Below are 23,483 nucleotides of genomic sequence, written 5' to 3' on the forward strand. Positions count from 1 at the left end.
TTCTTGTTTTTTGTTTAATAGGCTTAAGATGAAGATTCGTATTGTATCATTGATAGTTTTGGGTTTTCTTATAGGTTGTAAGCATGAAAGTATAATTACCCCTACTGTGCCTGCTGATGGTTCGGGTGGTAACGCACTAAATCCTGGTTTGGTAGGTGGTTATTTGCCAGATATTGGTGTTCCGGATCCCATTATCTCGCTATCCATGACTTTAGATGGTAACTTGAAATTTGATAGTTCTTTACTGTGTAATGATCAAGATGCCTCTCATATTTCAAATATCACAAAAAGATAATGTCTTTTGTACGATCAACGGGCGTTCAATCGCAACATTTACCGCTCCCTTTGACGCTAATAAAAATGGCCGTAACACTGATTCTGAAGTTTTATCTTTAATCTCTGCGGATGAGTACCGGGACTCGCCAGTTCGACAGGAAAATCTCCAAATTTTAATGAAAAATATGGCGACAATACATGGAGATAAAATATCTCTAGTTTTCCGAAGTACTCTTGATGCCTTGACATTCGAAAATTATTTACGGCACAATTTAGATCTTCCCAAAGACCAATTTTTAGAAGCAATTACAGAAAAAATCGCCAATGATAATCAGGTCGATAAGCAACCTTCAACTCATGTGCCTAATATCTCTCCATCATTCACGCCTGGGACTTCATCTAATTTGAATAGTCCATTCGTTTCTGCTAATGCTGAAGAGTCTTTGAGCTATATACCGACAGATGTTATTCCTTCGCTTGGTCGCTTACTTGATAGTCAAGGTCGAGTTATTAATGGTGTTTCATACTTCAGTAATAATACTCGTGGTATTACTGGTGTAGATAAAACAGGGGCTATTTTAAATGATGGTTCATTTGAATTTTCGTGGGGAGATATTATTAGCTTTTCAATCGATACATTTGAATTAGGTAGTACTCGAGCTAATAAAACTGATTTTTATATCAGTGAATTAGGTAAGGACAATGAGGGTAAGAATGCTGAAGCTTTGATTCATCGTTATGCAAGTATTGATGATTCTAAGCTTATCATTCCAGATAAAGTTACGCAGATTTTTTCCCTATACCCTAATGTCATTAATGAAGTGATTTCATTATCATTACCTAATGGCGATATCGAACTTGATATTGGAGATGGTAAAACTCAGATTGTACCTGGTGAATTCTTTAAGCAGTTTGATTCTGGATTAGCAGCACTTATCGATCAATCTATTTCACCTATATCGAGGTTCAAATTTGAAGACAGTTTGCCTAAGAAAAAGTCAGCAATTGATTCTGAATCTTCACAAATCCAAGATATTATTAATAAACTCTGGGGTGCAACCGATACCGTACAAGCTAATGGATGGAAAAAAGTCGATCGTTTTCATATTTTTCATGACAGTACAAACTTCTACGGTAGTACAGGAAGTGCCCGAGCACAAGCAGCGGTGAATATTGCTAATAGTGCATTTCCAGTCTTAATGGCTCGTAATGACAATAATTACTGGATTGATTTTGGTAAACCTAAAGCATGGGATTCGAATAGTCTGGCATTTATTACTGAAGCACCTTCTACAGTTGTGCCTGATAAAGTATCTGAAGATACATCAACCTTTAATTTACCTTTTATTAGTTTGGGCGAAATTGGTAAAGGCAAGCTGATGGTACTAGGAAATGCGCGATATAACAGTGTCTTAGTCTGTCCTAATGGATTTAGTTGGGGCGGAACTGTTAAAAATGGTACTTGTAGCTTAAGTAGTGATCGTGATGATATGGCTAATTTTTTTAGTAATGTCATCCGCTATCTTACGGGAAGTACTTCCAATGATGTTATTGTTGGAACTAATATTCCAGAAGTTTACTTTAAATCATCTGGCCAAACTATGGGGTCAAAAGCCAATTTTGAACTCGATTCAAGATTCTCTAAGCAAACTCAACAGTTGACTAGTTTCCATGATTTAGATGTTAATACTATACCTCTTATTATTATCAATGCATACGACTATAAAGGAAAAAACATAAATAGTCCGTATGATATTCCATTAAGTGCTGATGTAGGCAGTCCGAAATTGTCTCGTTCTGATGTCACTGATTTAATTGATTATATAAACAACGGTGGTAGTGTATTAATGATGGAGACTATCATTAATACAAATAACAGTGAGATTTCTCGTTTATTGGACAGTGCTGGTATTGCTTTTGGCATTGGAAACAGTGTAGTTGCTGACGGTAATGGCCCGAGTGGAGGCCACCCAGATCGCCCACGTAGTCAGCGAGAGCACGGTATTTGGGTTATTGAGCGATATGCAGCTGTTGAAGACGAGTCTTCTGGTCAACAGACGCTACCTTATGTGATTAATAGTGATGGTTCAATTGAGTGGAAGTATATTGTAGAGAATAGGCCCGATGATAAACCTAAACTTGAAGTCGCGAGTTGGGTTGAATCTGAAGCTGGAGATAAATTAATTACTCACTATGCATTTATTGATGAGTCTCAGCACTGGAAAAAAGATATTTCAGGTAAAATAATCTATAACGTGGCAGGGAAGCCGGAAGTAGATAATGCATCATTATCTTTGGCTAAAAATAAAGTACTTGATGCTTTTAAAAACAGTAGTGGCCAGAGAGCCTACTCTGAATGTAAAAATTCTGAGTTTCATTATGAGATTAATTGCTTAGAATATCGTCCAGGTAATTCAATTCCTATTACTGGTGGTTTGTATGTACCCCGATATACTGATATTAAGTTAGGAGAGTCTGAAGCCAATGCTATGGTAAAGGCGGCTAATCTTGGTACAAATATTCATGCTTTATATCAGCATGAACGTTATTTCCGAACTAAAGGAAAGTCGGGAGCCCGTTTAAATAGTGTTGATTTGAATCGAATTTATCAAAATATGTCAGTATGGCTTTGGAACGACCTTGATTATCGTTATGATGATAAGCAATCCGATGAGCTTGGATTTAAAGTTTTTACACAGTATTTGAATTGTTACACTAGTAACAACGCTGGTGGTAATACAACTTGCCCAGAAGAATTGAAAGATGAACTTACTCAGCTAGGTATGATTTATGACGAAAAATCAGGAAGCTATGCAGGTCAAATGGATCCAAGTTACCCACTTAATTATATGGAAAAGCCACTGACCCGTTTAATGTTAGGGCGCTCATTCTGGGATCTTGATATCAAAGTTGATGTCAGAAAGTACCCCGGTGAAGTCACAACAAGATCAGGTGGAGGGGATATTACTCTTGACATGCGTAATAATACGGCAGCTTGGTTTGCGGGTAATAGGCAGCCGACAGGGCAGTGGGCCGAAGCTCATCAGCCTTTTAGTGTTTCAGTCTCAGGAGAAACATCGCCTGTCACCATCACCATTGCATTGGCTGATGATTTAACTGGCCGAGAGAAGCATGAGCTTGGTTTAAAGCGTCCTCCTCGCATGAGCAAATCATTTGTTATTGGCGGCGATAGTCCGAAAATGCAGACTTTTACCGTACCCTATGGTGGGTTAATATATGCACAAGGGGGAAATTCTCAACAGGTCAAACTAACATTTTCAGGAACTATAGATGCACCGCTCTATATTGACGGTAAGTGGAGAAACCCTCTTTTATCTGGCGCACCAATTGGTGAAGTAGTGTCAGACACCTTCATATTTACTGCACCTAAAGCAAATTTAAATGCCGATGGTTATTTGGGGGGGATCGAACAGTTTGCAAAAGATCTTGATCAATTCTCAGCGGATTTAAACGATTTTTATGCCCGTGATGAAGGTGCGGACGGTGACAAAAATCGCAAAGCTACTGATAAGTCAATGCCTAATAATCGTCACCATTTCGTCAATGATGTCGCAATAAGTGTTGGTGCTGCACACTCTGGCTATCCGGTCATGAATGATAGTTTTATTACCAGTAGCCGTAGTTTGAACACTATGCCGCTGAACAGCTGGCTGCTTTGGCATGAGGTCGGGCATAATTCAGCAGAAGCTCCTTTTAATGTTGATGGGGCCACAGAAGTTGTAAACAACTTACTTGCCTTATATATGCAAGATCGTCATCAAGGAAAAATGTCTCGTGTAGAACAGGATATCCGTTATGCTTTCGATTTTGTTAATGCTGAGCATGGGCATGCTTGGGGAGCCGGTGGTGCTGGTGAACGTTTAGTTATGTTTGCGCAACTTAAAGAGTGGGCAGAAACTGAGTTTGATATAAATGACTGGTATAATGATAAGCTACCTGGTTTTTATATTGAAGAAAGCGGAATAAAAGGTTGGAACTTGTTTAAACTGATGCATCGGTTAATGAGAAATGAGAACGATGACCAAATCAATATGAAGGGAGAAAATCAATGTAAGATATCTGGTATTGGTAAAAGTGATCTATTAATGCTTTGTGCATCATATGCCGCTCAGACGGATTTGTCAGAATTTTTTAAAGCATGGAATCCGGGAAGTAAGGCATTTCTCTATCCAGATGATCCTCAGCCATATTACGAAGGAGGAATAACTCCTTCTGGGATTCAGAGAGTCAAATCTTTAAAATTGAATCTTCCCCAAAAAAATCCCCTTTCTATAAACAGTGTTACACAACATTAGTACAGTTATTCCCCCTAGCTTAGCTAGGGGGATCTAGTTTGCTTCCTAACATAAAATCCTACTCAGATTTTATGTTAAATATTTTTTGTTTCACTCTCATAAATTAGGAATGAATAGTTTTTATTTCATATAGAAAACAACATCTATATGTTCTGGAGTATTATATTTGACGTCATATATATGATGAAAAACATTTAGTTACTATTGAATATCCTAAGGGTTAATATTGAGGTTGGTTACATTGCTATAATAATATTATAGAGATAGGTTTGTGTGTGTTTTTTTAAAACAAAAAAAAGGCGCACCGCAGTGCGCCAAAAAGTGCTTAATCGTCAGCTTGTAACAATACATGAGGTAACCGCTCATGTATGTTTATAGTGCCAGTATCATAGCTGTTATGAAAGATGATTTTGTTTTTTTTAAGTGGAAAATATTTTTTTAACGCTCTTGTTTCTATTTAAGCTTATGAATTTAGTGATACGCTGAACTTGGCCTCTTTAGGCTTTCACTAAGTGCAAATATTTATCACCAGCCATACTGTAACATCCATAGCTAGATTTTTCTATGTGCTCGCTTTACCAACCCATGAGTTTTCGACGTTTCTCTAAATAGTCGGTACGGTTGTATGCTTTACTTATTTGTATGAGCCAATGCGGGTTCAATAACATCAGGTTTAAAGCCCTGTTCATTAAAAGTGGTACTTGCCAAAGCCCGAACACCGTGCGCGATCACTCTATCTTTAAATCCTATTCTACTAAGTGATTTATTGGCTGTTTCTGTATTAGTGGGTACCTTTGGATTGCGGCTAGATGGGAAAATGAATGTTCTATGACCAATGATAGGCTTAATCACTTCAAGAATAACCAATGTTTATGCTGTCATTGGCACTACGTGTTCACGGTTCATCTTCATTTGCTCTTTGGATTCATATACTAAGTGCAAAGCTTATTAACTCTGTCGATTTATTCCCAACGAGCGCCTGAGACTTTGCTAGGCCGAACCATGGTGTGAGTTTGCCATTCAATTAAAAATCGCGTCACGTGCTGGATATTGTACATATAAGATAATGCATTTCATGCAGTTGTAGCGCTTTAATATGTACAACTTTGTGTTTTTTAAACACATCACGGATCCCTGCCAATGGGTTGGCATGAATGACACCGCTATTCACCACATAGTTAATGATTTCATTCATAAGTTGGGCAGTGTGTTTTACGGTTTCTAGTAATCCTTGATACTCAATTGGGCGTCATGTTGCGATGGCAATTTGTGCTGTAAGTTTACTAACGGGTATCGAACTCAATTTGGGAAAGGAATAAAGTTCAAGTTTTCTCCAATTACCTTCCAGTGTTTCTTATATTTGCCCTTGTTTACTAGCTTTCCACTGTTCTACAACAAACTTAAATGTCAGTAATGGTTTTCGCCTTTTGTTCTTCTTTAGCGAGTTGAGGATCCATGATATCCGCTAACTGTTTGCGATCCTCAAGGCTTTCTCTCGAGCTTCTGCCGAAGAGATATCGGGATACGTACCAGCAGACGACAGCACTCTAATGCTTCTAAAGTTTTGAGTACAAATTTGATGTCGTGAACGTTGGCTCCGTCACTGACAACAGCACGTGGCGATCCATTTTCATCCGTCAACAAACTGCGTTTTACGTCTTGTTTTACTCTGTCTGTTGGGTTCTTGCCTTTTTTGAGCTAGCTAAAGGAACCTTAGTTTGGCAGCCATCCATTAATATAGAACGCCAATCAATACCTTTGTTAATCATTCCATTTTGCCAAATTAGTTCAAATACACTTGCATCTCGACGCTTTTGAAAGCGACGATGTGCAGAGCTAGAGGTAAAAATACTCGCCGCGTTAAGCGTATTCCACTGACAACCAGTTCTTAGAACAAAAAGAATGCCGTTAGGATCACATCTGCTTCCATGTGGGGGGCGGTGGAAGTTTATTTTTCAATTGCTTTGTACCAGTCACAGATAGGCTACCTCTGGCTGCCTCTTCTATATGCTCGCTCCACCAGCACATCATTGGTTTTCTGCGTTCTAAGTAGTCAGTGCGGTTATAGGCACTGCGTACTTGGTTATCGTCCACGTGAGCCAATGCCGACTCAACCAAGTCTGGATCAAAGCCTTGTTCGTTGAGTGTGGTACTCGCTAGAGAGCGCAAACCGTGACTAACCAGCCTTCCAGCAAACCCCATACGTTTCAATGCCATATTTGCCGTTTGGCTGTTGCAGGGCTTTTTCGGGGCTCTATCCGACGGAAAAATAAAATCACGATGGCCACTTATCGGTTTCATTACTTCCAATAGCGCCAGCATCTGCTCTGTGAGCGGGATGCGGTGTTCTCTTCTTTTTTTCATTCTTTCAGCAGGAATGGTCCAAACCTTTTCTTCCCAATTAATTTCATCCCAACGTGCACCAGATGCTTCCGCTGGGCGCGTCATGGTGTGTAGTTGCCACTCAAGTAAACAACGGGTAGTGCGTTTGATACTGGCATTAGCGATTGCGCTCATGAGTTCGGGCAGTTCTGCTGGTGTCAGTGCTGCCATGTTTTCTTTTTTTGGTTTCTTGAAGGCGGCTTTGATGCCAGTTAATGGATTGGCCTGGATAAGACCGCAGTTAGTGGCGAAGTTCATCACTTCATTGAGTCGCTGTGTTAAACGTTTGACGGTTTCTAGGCTACCTTTGGCTTCAATCGGTTTGAGTAGTTCTATGATCTCCGGAGCGGTGATCGCTTTTACCGGTTTGTCGGAAATGTGCGGGAAGATATGTAGCTCTAATGAACGCCAGATATCAAGGGCGTAATCCGGTGTCACATCATTCTGTTTGATGGCAAACCAATCCTTTGTGACGTTCTCAAAGGTGTGCTCATGGATCTCTTTATGTACTTGTTGTTGGCGTTTTCGATCGTCTTGTGGATCGATGCCTTGTGCGATCAGCTCTTTGGCAGAAAGTAAGCTTTTTCTTGCTTGTAAAAGGGAGATGTCTGGGTACATTCCAAAGCTTAAGTTAGCTCGTTTACCGTTTGTGGGGCGATAGTAGTTGAAGATCCACTGCTTTGAACCGTTAGGTTTGATTCTAAGTCGCAAGCCATCACCATCGAAAAGATTATATTCTTTCTCTCTAGGTTTGGAGGCTTTGATCTCTTTATCTGTCAGCTTTACTGTGTTTTTTGCCATGATGGGTACACCAGATTAACACGATAAAATCAGTGTACCTTGTAGTGTACCTAAAAATCAAAGCTGCTATGGAATCTTGTGGAATAGCTATGAATGCTAAGTTATTGATTTTTTAATTGTTTTATATAAGAAAAAAGACGCCCGGAGACGTCTTTAAACTATGATTTGGTGGAGCTGGGGGGAGTTGAACCCCCGTCCGAAAACCATTCATCTTTGGTACTACATGCTTAGTCGATCTTTAATTTCACCACCGCCTGCGAACCGACACGCTAACGAATGGCTAACCTGAATTAGATCTCGCGCTTCATCCCTCAGGTGGGGGAATCCACGCCAGCTTGATTTGGTTTGACCTTCCTTATTTCCCCGTCTTACAAGCGGAAGCTAGGGAGGAAGGGCTCTGAGCAGGGTATTAAGCTGCTAGTGCGTAGTTTTCGTCGTTTGCGACTATTTTTTTGCGGTTTGTTAACGAGGCCTACCGCACCTCGGCATGCACCTCAGACTGCAAAATTCCCGTCGAATCCTGAATCAGCCCCAGAGGTAACGGGTGCATAGTACCAGAATAAGTGCTTCTGTCTAGCTCCCATTTTTCAAGTGGTTACTATTAGCGCAACGCGCTCTTCATCACTCGATCTTTTTGGCGTTGCCACTCTTTTTCTTTCAGATCTTCACGTTTGTCGTGCAGTTTCTTACCTTTCGCAACGCCAATTTTGATTTTGACCCACGAACGAGACCAGTAGAGTGACAATGCGGTTAGTGTCATCCCTTCACGGTTGATGCGGCCAAACAGGTTGTCCAGCTCGCGGCGTGAAAGTAGCAGCTTGCGGATACGGGTAGGGTTGGCTACCACGTGAGTGGAGGCTTGCTGCAACGGAATGATGGTCATACCGGAAATGAACGCTTCGCCATCTTTGATGTAGACGTAGCTTTCTGCAATGTTGGCTTTACCTTGGCGAAGTGATTTGACTTCCCAGCCTTGTAGCTCCATGCCGGCTTCAAATTCATCTTCGATGAAGTATTCGTGGCGAGCTTTTTTGTTCAGCGCGATAGTGTTGCTACCCGCTTTGGTATTGGTTTTCTTTTTTGTCATAGTGGGCGCATTATACGGATTGGTCAGCGGTTAGGAAACGCTTTTGTTTGCCGTAGCATACGGTTATCTGCGCGATGACTCAAGCGCTGTATTGTGTTGTGCGAGCCTGATGGCTTGAGGTGCTGGGGGGATGAAAGTACAATCCGTTTTCCCAAGCTGTTTGAGTCGTGGTAAGGAGTGAAAATGAAACAAGTGAGTCGTTCTGCCTTGGTCTCGTTTAGTGCAGAGCAGATGTTTCATTTGGTCAATGATGTGGCGCGTTATCCTGAGTTTTTGCCCGGTTGTTCGGGTTCTTGTGTGCTGGAGCAGAGTGAGGCACATATGGTGGCATCGGTGGATGTTTCAAAAGCGGGGATCAGTAAGACGTTTACCACCTCGAATCAATTGACGCCCGGGGTGTCGATTGCCATGAGCTTGGTGGATGGGCCTTTTAAAACGCTGCGCGGTGGATGGTTTTTCACTCCGTTGGATGAAGCCGCGTGTAAAGTTGAGCTGCGTTTGGAGTTTGAGTTTTCCAGCAAAATGATTGAGTTGGCGTTTGGCAAAATTTTTAATGAATTGACCAGCAATATGGTGAATGCGTTTACTCGCCGAGCAAAACAGGTGTATGGAGAGTGATGATGAGCAGTGAAATGATTCATGTTGAAGTGGTGTATGCGCTACCGCATGAGCAACGTGTACTCAAGCTGGTGGTTGAGCAATCGGCAACGGTGGAAGAGATCATCCGTACCTCAGGCATTTTGCAGATGTATCCTGAGATTGATCTGACGGTCAATAAGGTGGGCATTTTCAGCCGGAATGTGAAGTTGGATGCTAGGGTGCGAGATAAAGATCGGATTGAGATTTATCGCCCATTATTGGCTGACCCGAAAGAGATTCGCCGTAAACGTGCGGAGCAAGCCAAAGCGGCCGCTAATCAAAGTTAATGTGACGGCTGAAGAATCAACACCAAAAAAAGAAAAGGCTTGTGAAAGCCTTTTCTTTTTTAATCAGCAAAGTGCGCTTAGTTGACGCCTTCGAAGAAAGAATCGCCAGCAGGGAAATCTCCCGCGACATTGACTAGCTTGCCACCATCGTTAAATTTCACGATCAGGTTCTTTTGTACCGGATCGTTATGGCCTTGGGTGTGGTGGTAAATGTAATACCAAGTATCTGGGTAGCCATTTTCAACCAACATAGGTGAGCCGAGAACAAAACGAACTTGATCTTTGCTCATGCCAAACTTGAGCTGATCGACGGATTGTTGATCAACATAGTTACCCTGATTGATATCGATTCGATACACCAAGCGCTCTAATAAAGAGCAGCCGGATAAGGCGGTGACGGCAAGGGGAAGGGCGATGAACCACTTAGTAAACTGCATTGTTAAAACTCTCTGTCCCTCAGGGCTAAAAACTTGGCTGATAATAAACAAGCTCAGAGCAGATGTAAAAACCTCGATCGTGCTCTGAGCCTATTGAGACTGTGAATTTTGAGTTTGGTTGCAAAGCTGAACAAAAAATCCAGTGATGCGATATGAAATTAGGCTGCGATTAATAGCTCTTTAGCATTCGCGAGCGTGGATTCGGTAATTTGGCTGCCTCCGAGCAAGCGTGCAAGTTCAGCAATGCGCTGTTCTTGATCCAGTTTGAGCATTTGCGTTTCGGTTTTGCCTGCTTTGGTCTGTTTGGCGACAAACAGTTGATGGTGTCCGCAACCTGCCACTTGCGGTAAGTGGGTGACACACAGTACTTGAGTCGACTCGCCCAATTTGCGCAGTAGTTTGCCAACTACGGCTGCTGTTGGCCCTGAAATACCCACGTCAACTTCATCAAAAATCAGGCTTGGAGTATCGACTTTCTGCGCAGTAATCACTTGGATCGCCAATGACATCCGTGACAGTTCACCACCAGAGGCCACTTTGGCGATGGGTTGCAGCGGTTGACCCGGGTTCGTCGAGACTAAGAAAGTCACGGCATCAAAACCTAATGGCGATGAGTGCGCGCTGTCTTGCTGCACTTCGATTTTGAATTGCGCTTTTTCCATGCTCAGCTCATGCATGCTTTGGCTAATCAATTTATCCAATTCTTTGGCATAGCGAACACGAGATTTGTGCAGTTTGTCAGCGGCCGCAACAAACGTTTGGTAGAGCACGTCGACTTCACTCGCGAGTGCTGACATTTTCTCATCAGAACAATCTAGCTGAGCAATTTGCTGTAAGAGTGCTTGGTGATGCTGATACAGCTCTTCTGGCAGTACATGATGTTTACGCGCGAGCGACATGACTTTGGAGTAGCGCTCTTCTACATACGCCATGCGTTCTGGGTCGACATCAATCGAATCCAAGTAATTGCGCAGTTCATGGTAAGTCTCTTCAAGTTGGATCAGCGCTTCGGCCACCATTGAAGGGAGCGCTGTCAGTTTGCTATCCATTTCAGCCAGATCAATCAGCGTATGGCTAACACTTTGTAAAAGGCCTAAGGCGTTTACTTCTTCCCCTTCATTGAGCAGTTCAATCGCGCGTTGGCAGTTGAGTGCCAGATCGCCGCTATTGGCTAAGCGTTTTTGCTCTTGTTCTAGCTCGACAAACTCATCCTCACCGAGAGCCAATTCGTTGAGCTCTTTGATTTGGTATTCCAAAAGTTGTAATTGTGCCTGATTTTGTTGGCTATTTTCGCGCAGCTGTTTGAGCTGATTGCTCGCTTGACGCCAATTTTGATAGGCGTGACGCGTGGCTTTGAGCAAGTCTGCATGACCTGCGTATTGATCAAGCATGCTGAGCTGATATTCCGGTTTCATCAGTTGCTGATGTGCGTGTTGACCATGCACATTGATCAGCAGTTGCCCCAATGTTTTGAGTTGAGAGAGCGGAACTGGGCTGCCATTAATAAAGGCTTTAGAGCGCCCATCTTTGGTGATGATTCGGCGCAGAATGCACTCTTTGCCTTCAAGCAGTTCATTATCTTCTAACCAACGGCTAGCGAGCAGATTGTTATCCAGATGAAAGGCGGCGCTGACTTCGGTTTTATCTTCACCTTGACGCACCATGCTGGCTTCGGCTCGACCACCGAGACATAAACCTAAAGCATCAATCGCAATGGATTTACCAGCACCAGTTTCACCGGTGATGGTGGTCATTCCTTTTGATAATTCGAGTTGTAGTGACTTTACGATAGCGAAGTTATTGATACTTAAGTGAGCCAGCATGTTTGCACCTGTATGATTAACCAATGCTGTATGTTTAAACAGTTTATACTGTTTCTTTATACAGTAAAGTCACTCAGGTAAAATTTTTTGGTCACTTTTACGCTCTATGAGCAAAATCTGTGAACGAAATCAAAACAGTTTGCTCGACCAGCCAAGCTTAGTACGCAATACGTGGTAGTAACTGTAGTCTTGAGGATGGATCAGTTTCAGCACATTAGGGCTTTGATAGATGTGGATTTCATCACCAGGCGACACAGGTAATGAGACTTGTCCATCACAGCTCACTTCTTGAGTGCCGCGATTTTCAGGAGAAACCACCAGTTTAATGCGTTGATTTCCGCCCACCACTAATGGGCGGCAGGAGAGGGTATGCGGAAACATAGGCACTAAAGTAATGGCATTCAGGCTTGGCGAGAGGATCGGGCCTCCGCCGGAAAGTGAATAAGCAGTCGAGCCGGTTGGGGTTGAGACAATTAACCCATCGGAGCGCTGAGAGAAAGCGAAGTTATCATCAATATAGACTTCAAATTCAATCATATGCGCTATTTTTCCTGGATGAAGCACGGCTTCATTCAAGGCGGCATTATGGCTTTTCACTTGACCGTGGCGATGGATTTCCGCTTCAAGCAAAAAGCGAGTTTCTTGCAAATAGTGACCATCCAACACTTCTTGTAAGCGCTGTTGGAAATCTTCTGGGTTTAAATCGGTCAAAAAGCCTAAATTGCCACGATTAACCCCGATCACACTGATATCAAAGCGGGACAACACGCGCGCAGCACCAAGCATGTTGCCATCGCCACCGACCACAATCGCCAAATCGGCTTTTTTGCCCAGTTCAATCAGGCTTGCAAAATGTTCGGTGGGTAAATCGGTCAGAATTTCCCGTAAACGATCATCGATAAACACGGTATATCCGAGCGATCTTAGCCAGTGGTAAATCTCTTTATGAGTTTGAATGGCTTGTTGATCGCGCGGTTTTCCAATGATGGCAAGAACGTTGAACGGCTTTTTCATAAGGTTTCCAACCGATTTAGGCTTGAATCAGAATTCATCGTCCCCATAATAAGGGCAAGTTGTGCTTTTATGCGAATTTTTGTGTTGGGAAATCGACGATTAGACGATTTCTCCTGACCAGTATGAAGTGAATTTTGGAGATATCATGAGCAACGAAGAGATCAAGAACAAAGACGAGCAGCTGCAACAAGACGCGGTTGAGACTGAAGCTGAAGTTGTAGGAACAGATGCCGATATCGACTGGAACCAAGCCGCTGACGAAATCGATGAGAAAGAAGCGAAAATTGCTCAGTTAGAAGCGGCGCTGCTTGTGAGCGAAGAGCGCGTGAAAGAGCAGCAAGACAGCGTACTGCGTGCCCGTGCGGAAGTCGAAAACATGCGTCGCCGTAGCGAGCAGGAAGTGGATAAAGCACGTAAATTTGCGCTGAGCCGCTTTGCTGAAGAGCTACTGCCAGTGATTGATAACCTTGAGCGTGCGATTCAAGCCGCCGATGGTGAAGTTGAAGCGATCAAACCTCTGCTGGAAGGTGTAGAACTGACGCACAAAACTTTCGTTGATACGATTGCGAAGTTCGGCTTGAAAGAGATTAACCCGCACGGTGAAGTGTTTAACCCTGAATTCCACCAAGCCATGTCGATTCAAGAAAGCGCTGAGCATGAGCCAAACACGGTGATGTTTGTGATGCAAAAAGGCTATGAACTGAATGGTCGTGTATTACGCCCTGCTATGGTGATGGTGTCTAAGTAATTCCTAGACCCTGAGCGACAGAAGAAGCGAAGCCGATTGGCTTCGCTTTTTTATGTTCTAAAACCGATTTATGCGCAAAAACACAATAAATCTGAATTTTTTTCACTTTTACCCTTGAAATGGTTTTTGAAGACCTTATTTAAGGGGCATACGAGAAGCAAACAAGCCCGTTTTGGTTTGTGAGTAGGGGTTGAAACCCGATTCTCCATCCCCACATTAGGGGTATACAAACTCGAACATAGAATTTTTTTGGAGATAGCCTGATGGGTAAAATCATTGGTATTGACTTAGGTACTACAAACTCATGTGTTGCTGTGCTGGACGGCGACAAGCCTCGCGTAATTGAAAACGCAGAGGGTGAGCGTACTACTCCTTCTGTAATTGCATACACAGACGGTGAAACTCTGGTGGGTCAACCTGCGAAACGTCAAGCAGTCACTAACCCACAAAACACGCTATTTGCAATCAAGCGTCTGATCGGTCGTCGTTTTGAAGACGAAGAAGTTCAGCGCGATATCAAAATCATGCCTTACAAAATTGTTAAGGCTGACAACGGTGATGCTTGGGTTGAAGCGAAAGGCCAAAAAATGGCCGCTCCTCAAGTGTCTGCTGAAGTGCTGAAGAAAATGAAGAAAACCGCGGAAGATTTCCTCGGCGAACCCGTTACTGCAGCAGTTATCACTGTACCTGCTTACTTTAACGATGCTCAGCGTCAAGCAACCAAAGATGCTGGCCGTATCGCAGGTCTAGAAGTGAAACGTATCATCAACGAGCCAACCGCAGCAGCTCTGGCTTATGGCCTAGACAAGCAAGGCGGTGATCGCACTATCGCGGTGTATGACCTTGGTGGTGGTACATTCGATATCTCTATCATTGAGATCGATGAAGTTGAAGGCGAGAAAACCTTCGAAGTTCTGTCTACCAACGGTGACACTCACCTAGGTGGTGAAGATTTTGACAACCGCATGATCAACTACCTAGTTGACGAGTTCAAGAAAGACCAAGGCATCGACCTGCGTAACGACCCGCTGGCAATGCAACGTCTGAAAGAAGCGGCTGAGAAAGCGAAAATCGAACTTTCTTCTGCGCAGCAAACTGACGTTAACCTGCCATACATCACCGCAGATGCGACCGGTCCTAAGCACATGAACATCAAAGTGACTCGTGCGAAACTGGAAGCGCTGGTTGAAGATCTGGTTCAACGTTCTCTGGAACCACTGAAAGTTGCTCTGGCGGATGCTGATCTGTCTGTGAACGACATTACTGACGTTATCCTAGTCGGTGGTCAAACTCGTATGCCAATGGTTCAGAAGAAAGTAGCTGAATTCTTTGGTAAAGAGCCACGTAAAGACGTGAACCCAGACGAAGCGGTAGCGGTAGGTGCTGCGGTTCAAGGCGGTGTTCTAGCGGGTGAAGTAAAAGACGTTCTGCTGCTAGACGTAACGCCTCTGTCTCTGGGTATTGAAACCATGGGCGGTGTGATGACTAAACTCATCGAGAAAAACACCACTATCCCAACCAAAGCGAACCAAGTGTTCTCTACGGCGGAAGATAACCAAAGCGCAGTAACCATCCACGTACTGCAAGGTGAGCGTAAGCAAGCGATGTACAACAAATCTCTGGGTCAATTTAACCTAGAGGGCATCAACCCTGCGCCACGTGGTATGCCACAAATCGAAGTTATCTTCGACTTGGATGCAGACGGTATCCTGCACGTTTCAGCCAAAGACAAACAGACTGGTAAAGAGCAGAAGATCACTATCCAAGCTTCTGGCGGTCTGAGCGATGCTGAAATCGAAAAAATGGTTCAAGAAGCTGAAGCGAACAAAGAAGCGGACAAAAAGTTCGAAGAGTTAGCGACTGCGCGTAACCAAGCAGACCAGATGATCCACGCAACTCGCAAACAAATCACAGAAGCAGGCGAAGCACTGCCAGCGGATGAGAAAGCGAAGATCGAAACGGCGATCAACGAGCTAGAAACAGCGAAAAAAGGCGAAGACAAAGCGGAAATCGATGCCAAAGTGCAAGCACTGATGGCGGCGGCACAGAAGCTGATGGAAATCGCACAGCAACAAGCTCAAGCACAAGGTGCAAACGCGGGTCAATCTTCAGCTAAAGAAGATGACGTAGTGGACGCTGAGTTTGAAGAAGTTAACGACGATAAGAAGTAATTGAGTGATACCGCACGAAATCATGCGTGCGGTTTGCTGAGTTCTTATTGAACTTTGAAGCAGCGGGCGTTTGAGGAAACTCTTACGCCCGTCTGTTTGAAGCGTGTCGCTACAGATAAAGGCAACGGGATCCCCCTTATCTATATCGATACCCACCGAGCGGCGTAGCCGTTGGCAGTAATAAATTGGTGACTGAGAACATGTCAAAACGTGATTTTTACGAAGTATTAGGCGTAGGCCGTGACGCCTCCGAGCGTGATATTAAAAAGGCATACAAACGCCTTGCGATGAAATACCACCCGGACCGCAACTCGGGAGATGCTGGTGCGGCGGAAAAGTTTAAAGAAGTCAAAGAAGCGTATGAAATTCTGACCGATGCGCAGAAGAAAGCAGCTTATGACCAATACGGCCATGCGGCATTTGAGCAAGGCGCGGGTGGTTTTGGTGGCGGCGGCTTCGGCGGTGGCGGTGCTGATTTTGGCGATATTTTCGGTGACGTGTTTGGTGATATTTTCGGTGGTGGTCGCCGTGGCGGCGGTCCAAGAGCACAGCGTGGCTCCGATCTACGTTACAACATGGAACTGAGCCTTGAAGAAGCGGTTCGCGGCTGCTCGAAAGAGATTGAAGTACCGACATTAGTACACTGTGACGCTTGCGATGGATCAGGTGCGAAAAAAGGCACCTCAGCACAAACTTGTGGAACCTGTCACGGTCATGGCCAAGTCCAGATGCGTCAGGGCTTCTTTGCGGTGCAGCAAACCTGTCCAACTTGTCATGGTAAAGGCAAGATCATCAAAGATCCTTGTAACGTCTGTCATGGCCAAGGTCGCAAGCAAAAGACCAAGACACTCAATGTGAAAATTCCAGCGGGTGTGGATACCGGCGATCGCATTCGTCTTTCCGGTGAAGGAGAAGCGGGAGAAATGGGCGCGCCAGCAGGGGATTTGTACGTACAAGTGCATGTCAAAGAGCACCACATTTTCGAGCGTGATGGCAATAACTTGTACTGTGAAGTACCAGTGAGCTTCGCAATGGCGGCTCTGGGCGGTGAAGTAGAAGTACCGACACTCGATGGTCGCGTGAGCTTGAAAGTGCCTGCGGAAACCCAAACGGGTCGCATGTTCCGCATGCGCGGTAAAGGTGTGAAAGGCGTTCGCTCTGCAGCACTGGGCGATCTGATTGTCAAACTTGTGGTCGAAACCCCAGTCAATTTGAGTGCTCGTCAGAAAGAGCTGCTGAAAGAGTTTGAAGAGTCTTGTGGCGGCGAAGCGGCGACGAAACACAAGCCGAAAGCCGAAGGCTTCTTTAATGGTGTGAAGAAGTTTTTTGATGACTTAACCAGTTAATCAAGATTCAATGAGTCACTATCGAAAAGACCAGCTTGCTGGTCTTTTCTTATTTCCAGCACCCAATCGGTGATGTCACACCTTTCTCATTCAAGGTGAGAGAGGTGTAGGCGCTACCGTCGCATTGATCACTATTTTGTCCTTTACTAGATTGCGGAGTGGCTGTAATCGCATAACTAGTGGCTGCAGTTTCGACCACAATCTTGTAACGATCACTGTCTACGCTACAAAAGGAATTACATACCTTTTGAGCATCGACGATGCCTGTCGCCGTATAGCCATTCTGATACTTTTCCTCTAAATAGAGCTGAATTTTGGCCATATCTGCCATCGCCTGTTTACGATGACCTTCTTTGACATAGTTGGTATAGGCTGGATAAGCGATGCTCGCTAACACTCCCACGATCACTACCGCGATCATTAATTCGATCAATGTCATACCTTGTTGCTGACTCACACTTGGCTTGCAGAAAATTTTTCGAATCATTTCCATTACTTCTCTTTATAAAACAACGCCATTTTTGATAGCTGTTAGCATCTATGCAAGTTGATTCATCATCCTCTCACGGTTTGCAAAGGATTTTGGGAAATGCATCGCGGCTTTACTTTGCTGGAGCTTTTGATCACCGTTGCGGTATTAACCACAATGTTGCTTTTTGCTGCCCCCAATTTCTCAAAGGTGAGCCAGCAAACGAAGATGACCAATTTAGCCAATGAATTACAGGGATTCCTTATTCAAGCTAAATCTGAAGCTGTTTTTCGAAATCAGGACTTATGGGTGCATATTCAAGGATTGCCTTCTATAACGGGTCAATGGCAACTGGTGCTATCCAGCGTATCGGATGTGGCAGCGATCGATGCAAGTAATACGGTTGCTCTGTTGCAAGGTCAGCGATATCAAAATGTATTTGTATCGAAGACCAATACACTAACAGAGGTCAAATTTGATCATGTAATGGGCAATCCTCAGGAAGCAGGTAGCCTTTTTATTAAACCGTCGGAATCTGCTGCAGATTCAATCAAAGTGACTGTGCACAATCGGGCTGGACGAATCAAAGTTTGCACCGAAAATGAGGCAAAATATGGCTTTGAAAAGTGCTAACCAGCAAGGTAATACGCTGATTGAATTTATGGTTGCCGCTTTGGTGGGGGCGATGGCTTTAGCTATTGTCGGGACTGTCTTTTTGTCTAACCAAAAAGCGGCAGCGCAACGCAGTAAAGAAATTATGCTGCTTCAGCAAGTCAGCAGCGTTATGCAGCAGATGAAAGAGGATATCCAGCGTGCTGGTTTTGACGATGTGGGTAACCAATCTATGCGGCTATCTGGTGCTGTCGGTGTGATCTATCGAGCATCGAATAAAATTGGTTATGTTTATCGAAAATCATCCACCAAGGTGAGCAATACGACCTATCAATTAAATAATGATATGTTGGAGTATTGTCAAAAGGATTCAGCTTCTCCACTCAGTGTTGTCTCTGCTGCGACAGGATGTTTTGATTTATTTGACCCGAAACAAATCAAAATTGATCAATTTGAAATATCAGAAACGCCTTTATCTGGTCAAGCGGTCAATAGTTCATTGATGACGATTTCTATTATGGCGAAGTTAAAAGATGACCCTAATATCTCTAATGCTATCTCATTACAGGTTCAGCAAAGGAATTGGCAATAATGATTCAATATCAAAAAGGTGTCGCGACTTTACTGATTACCGCTATTCTGCTTTCAATTGCATTGGTTGTGACGCTCGGTTCGTATAAAAATCTTTTTTATCAGATTAAACGTGCACAAAATGAAGTAAAAGCTAGGCAGGAGCACTGGCTTGCTGAGGGTGGGTTGGAGTGTGGCTACTCACAGTTTTTATTTGCCAATGGACTCCCGGGTACGATTACTGATTGTGGTAGTGGCTTAGGTATTATACCTCAATTTAGTTTAATCAGTTCAGGGTATAAAGTAACCTCCCACTATGGTTATGCTTCATTAGTTAAAGATATTCTTATCTCAGGCAATATGGCTCATGGTGCAATTCAATCAGCTTCTGATATTTATGTTCGAGGGAGTGTGAATATTGTTCCAGACCCAGGCGCTTTTAATTCAGAGGGGTGGGAATGTATTGCGCTACGTTATAAAAATATTTTTGATGCATCTGGTGCTATACAAAATGATGGAGTCTTAATTCCTAACAAACCGCCCTATACTGGATTCGTAAATCCAACGGGTAAGGATTGCCAAACCACACATAAATCGAGTGCGTCGGGAAGTCTGCCCACTGGTAGTGATTTTGTTAAGCAACCAGAAATGAGCTTATTTGAAGAGTTCTTTGATGTTAGTGAAGAACAGCATGAAAAAATAAAGAACAATCCGAAGTTCACGCAAATTCTTGCTCCAGAAAATACGAATGGTCAACCTAGTATTGTTCCTGATTGCGGGAAGGAAATATTGGAACAAATAGAAAATAAACATTATTACCTCTGGATTGAAGGAGGGTGTGAACTTAATGCTATTTATACACAAAAGGTTTCTGAAGCCTCTCAAAAAACACCTGGTGTATTGATTTTGGTTCACGAAGGGATTTTTTCCGTTATGGGAAATGGAGAGTTAAAAGGAGTATTGTTTCATTTCAATAAGGACTATGTTCCATCAACTCAACATTGGGCCTCTTTTGAAGCGAATGCCTATTTAAATCATAATCCAAGTGTCATACCAGACTCATTCAGAACAATTGCCTCTTATTATCAACACGGTTCATTTACTGTGACTGGTGGGCAGTTTCTTGACAGCGCAGGTCAGGCCGCGGCATTTAATAACTCCTTAGTATTTAATTTTAATAAAGATGTGATCGATCATATTGCGAGTAATTTTGTAAAACCGCGTTGGAAAGAAGGAAGCTGGAATGCGCAATAAGCAATCTGGTTTTAGCTTAATCGAAGTGATGATCTCGTTTGTACTGATTGGCGTTGGTGCGCTTGGTTTGGTGAAATTACAAGCTTATATCGAGCAACGCGCTGATTACGCGATGCACAGTATTGAAGCGTTAAATCTTGCCGAGCAAAAATTGGAGTGGTTTCGTTCTCGTGGCGCTTCTTCAGCTAACCCTGCCATACCAACTGCAAATTTCGCGACCGATATTGTCTCTGGGAATGATGTTTCACATCCTTTCTATACTTTGTCTTGGTCTGTACCCGCTGCAACCTTGTCGGGGCTCTCAAAACCATTCATATCCAAGCGTCATGGAAGGATCGCCATGGTGAAACTCAGTCGGTGGAGTTGAAAACCATGATCTCTAAATACAGCGAATTTGACTGAACGAGTCCTTCTTGCCACGCGATTTTTCTCGCTTTATTGTGCTGTGATTTTCGCTTCTTTATGCTCTTTTCCCATCCATTTGCTTCACTTTTGCTTTTGTCGGCGCTGATAAGTGCAAACTCATGCTTTGCAAATTGGTTTCTTAAATGTATATGCTTCGTTATTGATAATGTTTCGAGTGTGTGTCTTTGGTTTTCTATTTTTGCAAAATATGTCTCTAAATATGTAAAAAAAGGACGAACGCTGTGCTTTGGTTTAGGCGTTTCTATACAATGCCAAACGACAAATCGCCGTTTCATTGTGACCAATTTCAATGGTTCACAGGGAAACTCGAAACGGACACAGAAGGCCACACTAACAAGGCCTCACGCAGCAACATCACATTACGGAATTTACTATGAGTAACCAAGCTATCAATCAAGCGCCATCGGCCAAACCAAGTGGGATGGATCGCTTTCTCAACTTTATTGAACGGGCAGGGAACAAGATCCCAGATCCCGCGATTCTTTTCTTTTGGGCATTAGTTATCGTTTGGGTTTCTTCCGCTCTACTCTCTAACGTCAGTTTTGATTTGACTAACCCTCGTACTAATGAAGCATTAGAAATCAAAAACTTACTGACCGGCGAATCACTGGCTCATTTTCTGGCCAATATGGTGACCACATTTACCAGTTTTGCGCCATTGGGCATTGTTCTTGTCGCTATGCTCGGGGTTGGCGTGGCTGACTCTTCAGGCTTTATCACTACTGGCCTAAAGAAAATGCTTAATGTCACGCCAGCGAAATTGCTGACGCCTATGCTGATTTTGGTGGCGATTATTTCGCACACCGCAGCCGATGCTGGTTATGTGTTGGTGATTCCTCTGGGCGGTATCATTTTCCACGCAGCAGGTCGTCATCCGCTCGCAGGTATTGCTGCCGCGTTTGCTGGCGTATCTGGTGGTTTCTCGGCAAACTTTATTCCGTCAGGTATCGATCCGCTGTTGGCGGGCTTTACGCAAACGGCAGCGCAAGTGTTGGATCAGTCTTATCAAGTTAACCCATTAGCCAACATTTACTTCACGGGCCTTTCCTCAATCATCATCGTCGCGATTGGTTGGTATGTGACAGATAAAGTGATTGAGCCACGTTTGGCGGCGACGAAAGTGGATGAGGATGCAGAATCAGCACCCGATTTGGGCTCTTTCACTGCGATTGAATCAAAAGCTTTCCGTTACGCAGGCTGGGCAATGGTTGCGGGTATCGCACTGTTAGTGGCTGCCGTGTGGCCTGAAAATTCTGCGCTGCGTTCGCCTGACGGTGAAATTACCGCCTTCACTGCGCCGATCATGAAATCAATTGTGCCACTGATTTTTATCCTGTTTATTATCCCGGGGATTGTCTACGGCCGTGTCGCAGGAACCTTCAAAAACAGTAACGATGTGATCAAAGCAATGTCGGCCACCATGTCTACCATGGGCGCGTACATTGTGATGTCGTTTTTCTGTGCGCAATTCTTGTCTGCTTTTGGTCAATCTAACATTGGTACTATGTTGGCTCTGTATGGTGCAGAAGGTCTAAAAGCGATGAATTTGCCGGGGCAAGCCACGATTGTGGGCATGATTCTACTCACTGCGATGGTCAACTTATTAGTCGGTTCAGCATCGGCTAAGTGGGCGTTGATTGGTCCAATTTTGGTGCCAATGTTGATGGCAGTGGGTATTTCTCCTGAACTGTCTCAAGCGGCATATCGTGTGGGGGATTCTGTGTCTAACATTATTTCTCCATTGATGGTGTTCTTCCCACTGGTGGTGGTGTATTGCCAACGCTATGTGAAATCAACCGGTATCGGCACTTTGGCTTCGATGATGATGCCGTACTCAATCGCTATGCTGATTGGTTGGTCACTGTTCCTGCTGGTTTACTGGGCACTGGGTATCCCGCTGGGTATTCAAGCTCCGTACACTTACACCATGTAAGTGATTAAACCGATAAACATCGTCAGCCCACTCCTTCGAGTGGGCTTTTTCTTAGGCTGGCTTTTGTTTTGTCCGCGATCTCCGCTAGAATCACCGTTTTCAAGAATCCGTGGAGTGTGATTTTGTCAGCGTCTCTATTTTCTGCTCAAGATGAACAATTTATGCGCCGAGCCATCGTGTTAGCAGCCCAAGCCGAAGCGCAGGGAGAAGTCCCTGTTGGAGCGGTATTAGTTCGAGATGGCGAAATCATTGCGGAAGGCTGGAATGGTTCGATTACGAACCATGATGCGACTGCGCATGCAGAAATTGAAGTGATTCGAAAAGCTGGCAAAGCACTGAGTAATTATCGACTACTCGATACCACCTTGTATGTGACACTGGAACCTTGCCCAATGTGTGCAGGCGCCCTGTTGCATAGTCGAGTAAAACGTATTGTGTATGGCGCGCCAGATTTGAAAGCGGGTGCGGCAGGAACTGTGATGGATCTGTTTAGCAGCCAAGCTGCTTATCACTACGCGACGGTTGAAAAAGGGCTGTTGGAAGAGGAGTGTCGAGCTCAGTTACAAGCGTTTTTTCAGCGCCGAAGAAAAGAAATTAAAGCCAAACGCGATGCAGAGCGAAAGAATGCTGAGAGAAAGAATGAGCGGTGAATTTTTGGCAAACATCGATACAGATGTTTGCCATTCGAGAGGTATCTAGCTACTTAACTGGACAAATGCACGATGACGAGCCAAGACTTTTTTCTTGCTATTGGCCAGCATACGGCGTCTGCGGTTAGCGGATACGGTTTTATTCAGGAGTTTTGATTGACGTTTACGTCTCAACATAAAACACCCTCCTACGACTGACTGACATAAAAACCCTGACTACTTAACGTCAGGGAACCTAATAA

At 44.0% G+C, this 23,483-nt stretch carries 18 protein-coding genes, 1 other RNA gene and 4 pseudogenes; 12 read left to right on the forward strand and 11 right to left on the reverse strand.

From position 1 onward, the window contains the following. Positions 1–28: 28 nt before the first annotated feature. Positions 29–4,592: pseudogene (gene acfD, locus T411_RS0112710) on the forward strand (accessory colonization factor AcfD). A gap of 497 nt (positions 4,593–5,089) precedes the next feature. Here acfD and T411_RS1000000121540 read toward each other — a convergent pair. The 5 genes and pseudogenes from T411_RS1000000121540 to smpB form a co-directional block, all read right to left on the reverse strand. Next, a pseudogene (locus T411_RS1000000121540) lies at positions 5,090–6,129 on the reverse strand (tyrosine-type recombinase/integrase); the annotation flags it as partial. Further along, positions 6,102–6,508: pseudogene (locus tag T411_RS1000000120805) on the reverse strand (transposase family protein); the annotation flags it as partial. The pseudogenes T411_RS1000000120805 and T411_RS1000000121540, both read right to left, overlap by 28 nt. Further along, entirely contained in the window at positions 6,507–7,775 is a 1,269-nt protein-coding gene (locus T411_RS0112720; RefSeq protein ID WP_001107728.1) for an integrase domain-containing protein, read from the reverse strand. The pseudogene T411_RS1000000120805 and the gene T411_RS0112720, both read right to left, overlap by 2 nt. 166 nt (positions 7,776–7,941) lie before the next feature. After that, positions 7,942–8,308, reverse strand: a transfer-messenger RNA (tmRNA) gene (ssrA, locus tag T411_RS1000000120260). 68 nt (positions 8,309–8,376) lie between these two features. After that, positions 8,377–8,862, reverse strand: a complete 486-nt coding sequence (gene smpB / locus T411_RS0112725; RefSeq protein WP_000162689.1) for an SsrA-binding protein SmpB — start codon at positions 8,860–8,862, stop codon at positions 8,377–8,379. A 183-nt stretch (positions 8,863–9,045) separates the two neighbouring features. On the opposite strand from smpB, the gene T411_RS0112730 reads away from it, so the two are divergent. Together T411_RS0112730 and T411_RS0112735 are read left to right on the forward strand one after the other, a co-directional pair. Beyond that, positions 9,046–9,480, forward strand: coding sequence for an SRPBCC family protein (locus T411_RS0112730; protein ID WP_000815876.1), 435 nt, complete (start codon positions 9,046–9,048; stop codon positions 9,478–9,480). A 2-nt stretch (positions 9,481–9,482) separates the two neighbouring features. Further along, positions 9,483–9,788 carry an RnfH family protein gene (locus T411_RS0112735; protein WP_001918351.1) on the forward strand — a complete coding sequence of 102 codons (306 nt, stop codon included), beginning with the start codon at positions 9,483–9,485 and terminating at the stop codon, positions 9,786–9,788. Between the two features lie 77 nt (positions 9,789–9,865). Here the strand turns inward: T411_RS0112735 and bamE are convergent, their stop codons facing one another. The 3 genes from bamE to nadK form a co-directional block, all read right to left on the reverse strand. Then, positions 9,866–10,225 carry an outer membrane protein assembly factor BamE gene (gene bamE / locus T411_RS0112740; protein WP_001160907.1) on the reverse strand — a complete coding sequence of 120 codons (360 nt, stop codon included), beginning with the start codon at positions 10,223–10,225 and terminating at the stop codon, positions 9,866–9,868. A gap of 158 nt (positions 10,226–10,383) precedes the next feature. Further along, positions 10,384–12,048, reverse strand: a complete 1,665-nt coding sequence (recN, locus tag T411_RS0112745; protein WP_000879555.1) for a DNA repair protein RecN — start codon at positions 12,046–12,048, stop codon at positions 10,384–10,386. A gap of 129 nt (positions 12,049–12,177) precedes the next feature. Beyond that, entirely contained in the window at positions 12,178–13,062 is an 885-nt protein-coding gene (gene nadK, locus T411_RS0112750) for an NAD(+) kinase (RefSeq protein WP_000742830.1), read from the reverse strand. A 145-nt stretch (positions 13,063–13,207) separates the two neighbouring features. Here nadK and grpE point away from each other — a divergent pair, with 145 nt between their 5' ends. Next, on the forward strand, positions 13,208–13,810 hold the full coding sequence (gene grpE, locus T411_RS0112755) for a nucleotide exchange factor GrpE (protein WP_000064038.1): 603 nt from the start codon (positions 13,208–13,210) through the stop codon (positions 13,808–13,810). Here grpE and T411_RS1000000121210 read toward each other — a convergent pair. Next, positions 13,803–13,916, reverse strand: a complete 114-nt coding sequence (locus tag T411_RS1000000121210) for a hypothetical protein (RefSeq protein ID WP_001889140.1) — start codon at positions 13,914–13,916, stop codon at positions 13,803–13,805. The genes grpE and T411_RS1000000121210 overlap by 8 nt on opposite strands. 157 nt (positions 13,917–14,073) lie before the next feature. On the opposite strand from T411_RS1000000121210, the gene dnaK reads away from it, so the two are divergent. Next, on the forward strand, positions 14,074–15,981 hold the full coding sequence (gene dnaK / locus T411_RS0112760; protein WP_000516147.1) for a molecular chaperone DnaK: 1,908 nt from the start codon (positions 14,074–14,076) through the stop codon (positions 15,979–15,981). Positions 15,982–16,181: 200 nt separating this feature from the next. Next, positions 16,182–17,327, forward strand: a complete 1,146-nt coding sequence (dnaJ, locus tag T411_RS0112765; protein WP_000043914.1) for a molecular chaperone DnaJ — start codon at positions 16,182–16,184, stop codon at positions 17,325–17,327. A 49-nt stretch (positions 17,328–17,376) separates the two neighbouring features. Here the strand turns inward: dnaJ and T411_RS0112770 are convergent, their stop codons facing one another. Further along, positions 17,377–17,820 (reverse strand): type IV pilin protein, encoded by a 444-nt coding sequence (locus T411_RS0112770; RefSeq protein ID WP_000425238.1) that lies wholly within the window; start codon positions 17,818–17,820, stop codon positions 17,377–17,379. 96 nt (positions 17,821–17,916) lie between these two features. Here T411_RS0112770 and T411_RS0112775 point away from each other — a divergent pair, with 96 nt between their 5' ends. The 6 genes and pseudogenes from T411_RS0112775 (at position 17,917) to tadA (ending at position 23,241) form a co-directional block, all read left to right on the forward strand. Further along, the gene (locus T411_RS0112775; RefSeq protein WP_000554595.1) at positions 17,917–18,429 is read left to right on the forward strand and encodes a pilus assembly FimT family protein; all 513 of its coding nucleotides are present in this window, start codon (positions 17,917–17,919) and stop codon (positions 18,427–18,429) included. Beyond that, positions 18,410–19,000, forward strand: coding sequence for a PulJ/GspJ family protein (locus T411_RS0112780; protein WP_001185561.1), 591 nt, complete (start codon positions 18,410–18,412; stop codon positions 18,998–19,000). Before T411_RS0112775 ends, T411_RS0112780 begins: the two co-directional genes overlap by 20 nt. Beyond that, a complete protein-coding gene (locus T411_RS0112785) occupies positions 19,000–20,232 on the forward strand; it encodes a hypothetical protein (RefSeq protein WP_000617160.1) in 1,233 nt (410 codons plus the stop codon). Before T411_RS0112780 ends, T411_RS0112785 begins: the two co-directional genes overlap by 1 nt. Further along, a pseudogene (locus T411_RS0112790) lies at positions 20,222–20,634 on the forward strand (type IV pilus modification PilV family protein). The gene T411_RS0112785 and the pseudogene T411_RS0112790 overlap by 11 nt, the downstream one beginning before the upstream one ends. A gap of 397 nt (positions 20,635–21,031) precedes the next feature. Next, positions 21,032–22,591 (forward strand): AbgT family transporter, encoded by a 1,560-nt coding sequence (locus tag T411_RS0112800; RefSeq protein ID WP_000070417.1) that lies wholly within the window; start codon positions 21,032–21,034, stop codon positions 22,589–22,591. A 122-nt stretch (positions 22,592–22,713) separates the two neighbouring features. Continuing rightward, positions 22,714–23,241 (forward strand): tRNA adenosine(34) deaminase TadA, encoded by a 528-nt coding sequence (gene tadA, locus T411_RS0112805; protein ID WP_001276447.1) that lies wholly within the window; start codon positions 22,714–22,716, stop codon positions 23,239–23,241. Positions 23,242–23,286: 45 nt separating this feature from the next. Here the strand turns inward: tadA and T411_RS1000000121495 are convergent, their stop codons facing one another. Further along, positions 23,287–23,418 carry a hypothetical protein gene (locus T411_RS1000000121495; RefSeq protein WP_000946180.1) on the reverse strand — a complete coding sequence of 44 codons (132 nt, stop codon included), beginning with the start codon at positions 23,416–23,418 and terminating at the stop codon, positions 23,287–23,289. Positions 23,419–23,483: the final 65 nt, after the last annotated feature.

The organism is Vibrio cholerae ATCC 14035 (assembly GCF_000621645.1).
GTDB lineage: Bacteria > Pseudomonadota > Gammaproteobacteria > Enterobacterales > Vibrionaceae > Vibrio > Vibrio cholerae.

Excerpts from the sequence above, each read along its gene's own strand:
- T411_RS0112735 (WP_001918351.1), top strand. The coding sequence starts at position 9,483 with ATGAGCAGTGAAATGATTCATGTTGAAGTGGTGTATGCGCTACCGCAT.
- T411_RS0112785 (WP_000617160.1), top strand. The coding sequence starts at position 19,000 with ATGATTCAATATCAAAAAGGTGTCGCGACTTTACTGATTACCGCTATT.
- recN (WP_000879555.1), bottom strand. The coding sequence starts at position 12,048 with ATGCTGGCTCACTTAAGTATCAATAACTTCGCTATCGTAAAGTCACTA.
- T411_RS0112780 (WP_001185561.1), top strand. The coding sequence starts at position 18,410 with ATGGCTTTGAAAAGTGCTAACCAGCAAGGTAATACGCTGATTGAATTT.
- bamE (WP_001160907.1), bottom strand. The coding sequence starts at position 10,225 with ATGCAGTTTACTAAGTGGTTCATCGCCCTTCCCCTTGCCGTCACCGCC.
- T411_RS0112730 (WP_000815876.1), top strand. The coding sequence starts at position 9,046 with ATGAAACAAGTGAGTCGTTCTGCCTTGGTCTCGTTTAGTGCAGAGCAG.
- T411_RS0112720 (WP_001107728.1), bottom strand. The coding sequence starts at position 7,775 with ATGGCAAAAAACACAGTAAAGCTGACAGATAAAGAGATCAAAGCCTCC.
- dnaK (WP_000516147.1), top strand. The coding sequence starts at position 14,074 with ATGGGTAAAATCATTGGTATTGACTTAGGTACTACAAACTCATGTGTT.
- T411_RS0112800 (WP_000070417.1), top strand. The coding sequence starts at position 21,032 with ATGAGTAACCAAGCTATCAATCAAGCGCCATCGGCCAAACCAAGTGGG.
- T411_RS0112770 (WP_000425238.1), bottom strand. The coding sequence starts at position 17,820 with ATGGAAATGATTCGAAAAATTTTCTGCAAGCCAAGTGTGAGTCAGCAA.
- T411_RS0112775 (WP_000554595.1), top strand. The coding sequence starts at position 17,917 with ATGCATCGCGGCTTTACTTTGCTGGAGCTTTTGATCACCGTTGCGGTA.
- T411_RS1000000121495 (WP_000946180.1), bottom strand. The coding sequence starts at position 23,418 with ATGTTGAGACGTAAACGTCAATCAAAACTCCTGAATAAAACCGTATCC.
- nadK (WP_000742830.1), bottom strand. The coding sequence starts at position 13,062 with ATGAAAAAGCCGTTCAACGTTCTTGCCATCATTGGAAAACCGCGCGAT.
- smpB (WP_000162689.1), bottom strand. The coding sequence starts at position 8,862 with ATGACAAAAAAGAAAACCAATACCAAAGCGGGTAGCAACACTATCGCG.
- grpE (WP_000064038.1), top strand. The coding sequence starts at position 13,208 with ATGAGCAACGAAGAGATCAAGAACAAAGACGAGCAGCTGCAACAAGAC.
- dnaJ (WP_000043914.1), top strand. The coding sequence starts at position 16,182 with ATGTCAAAACGTGATTTTTACGAAGTATTAGGCGTAGGCCGTGACGCC.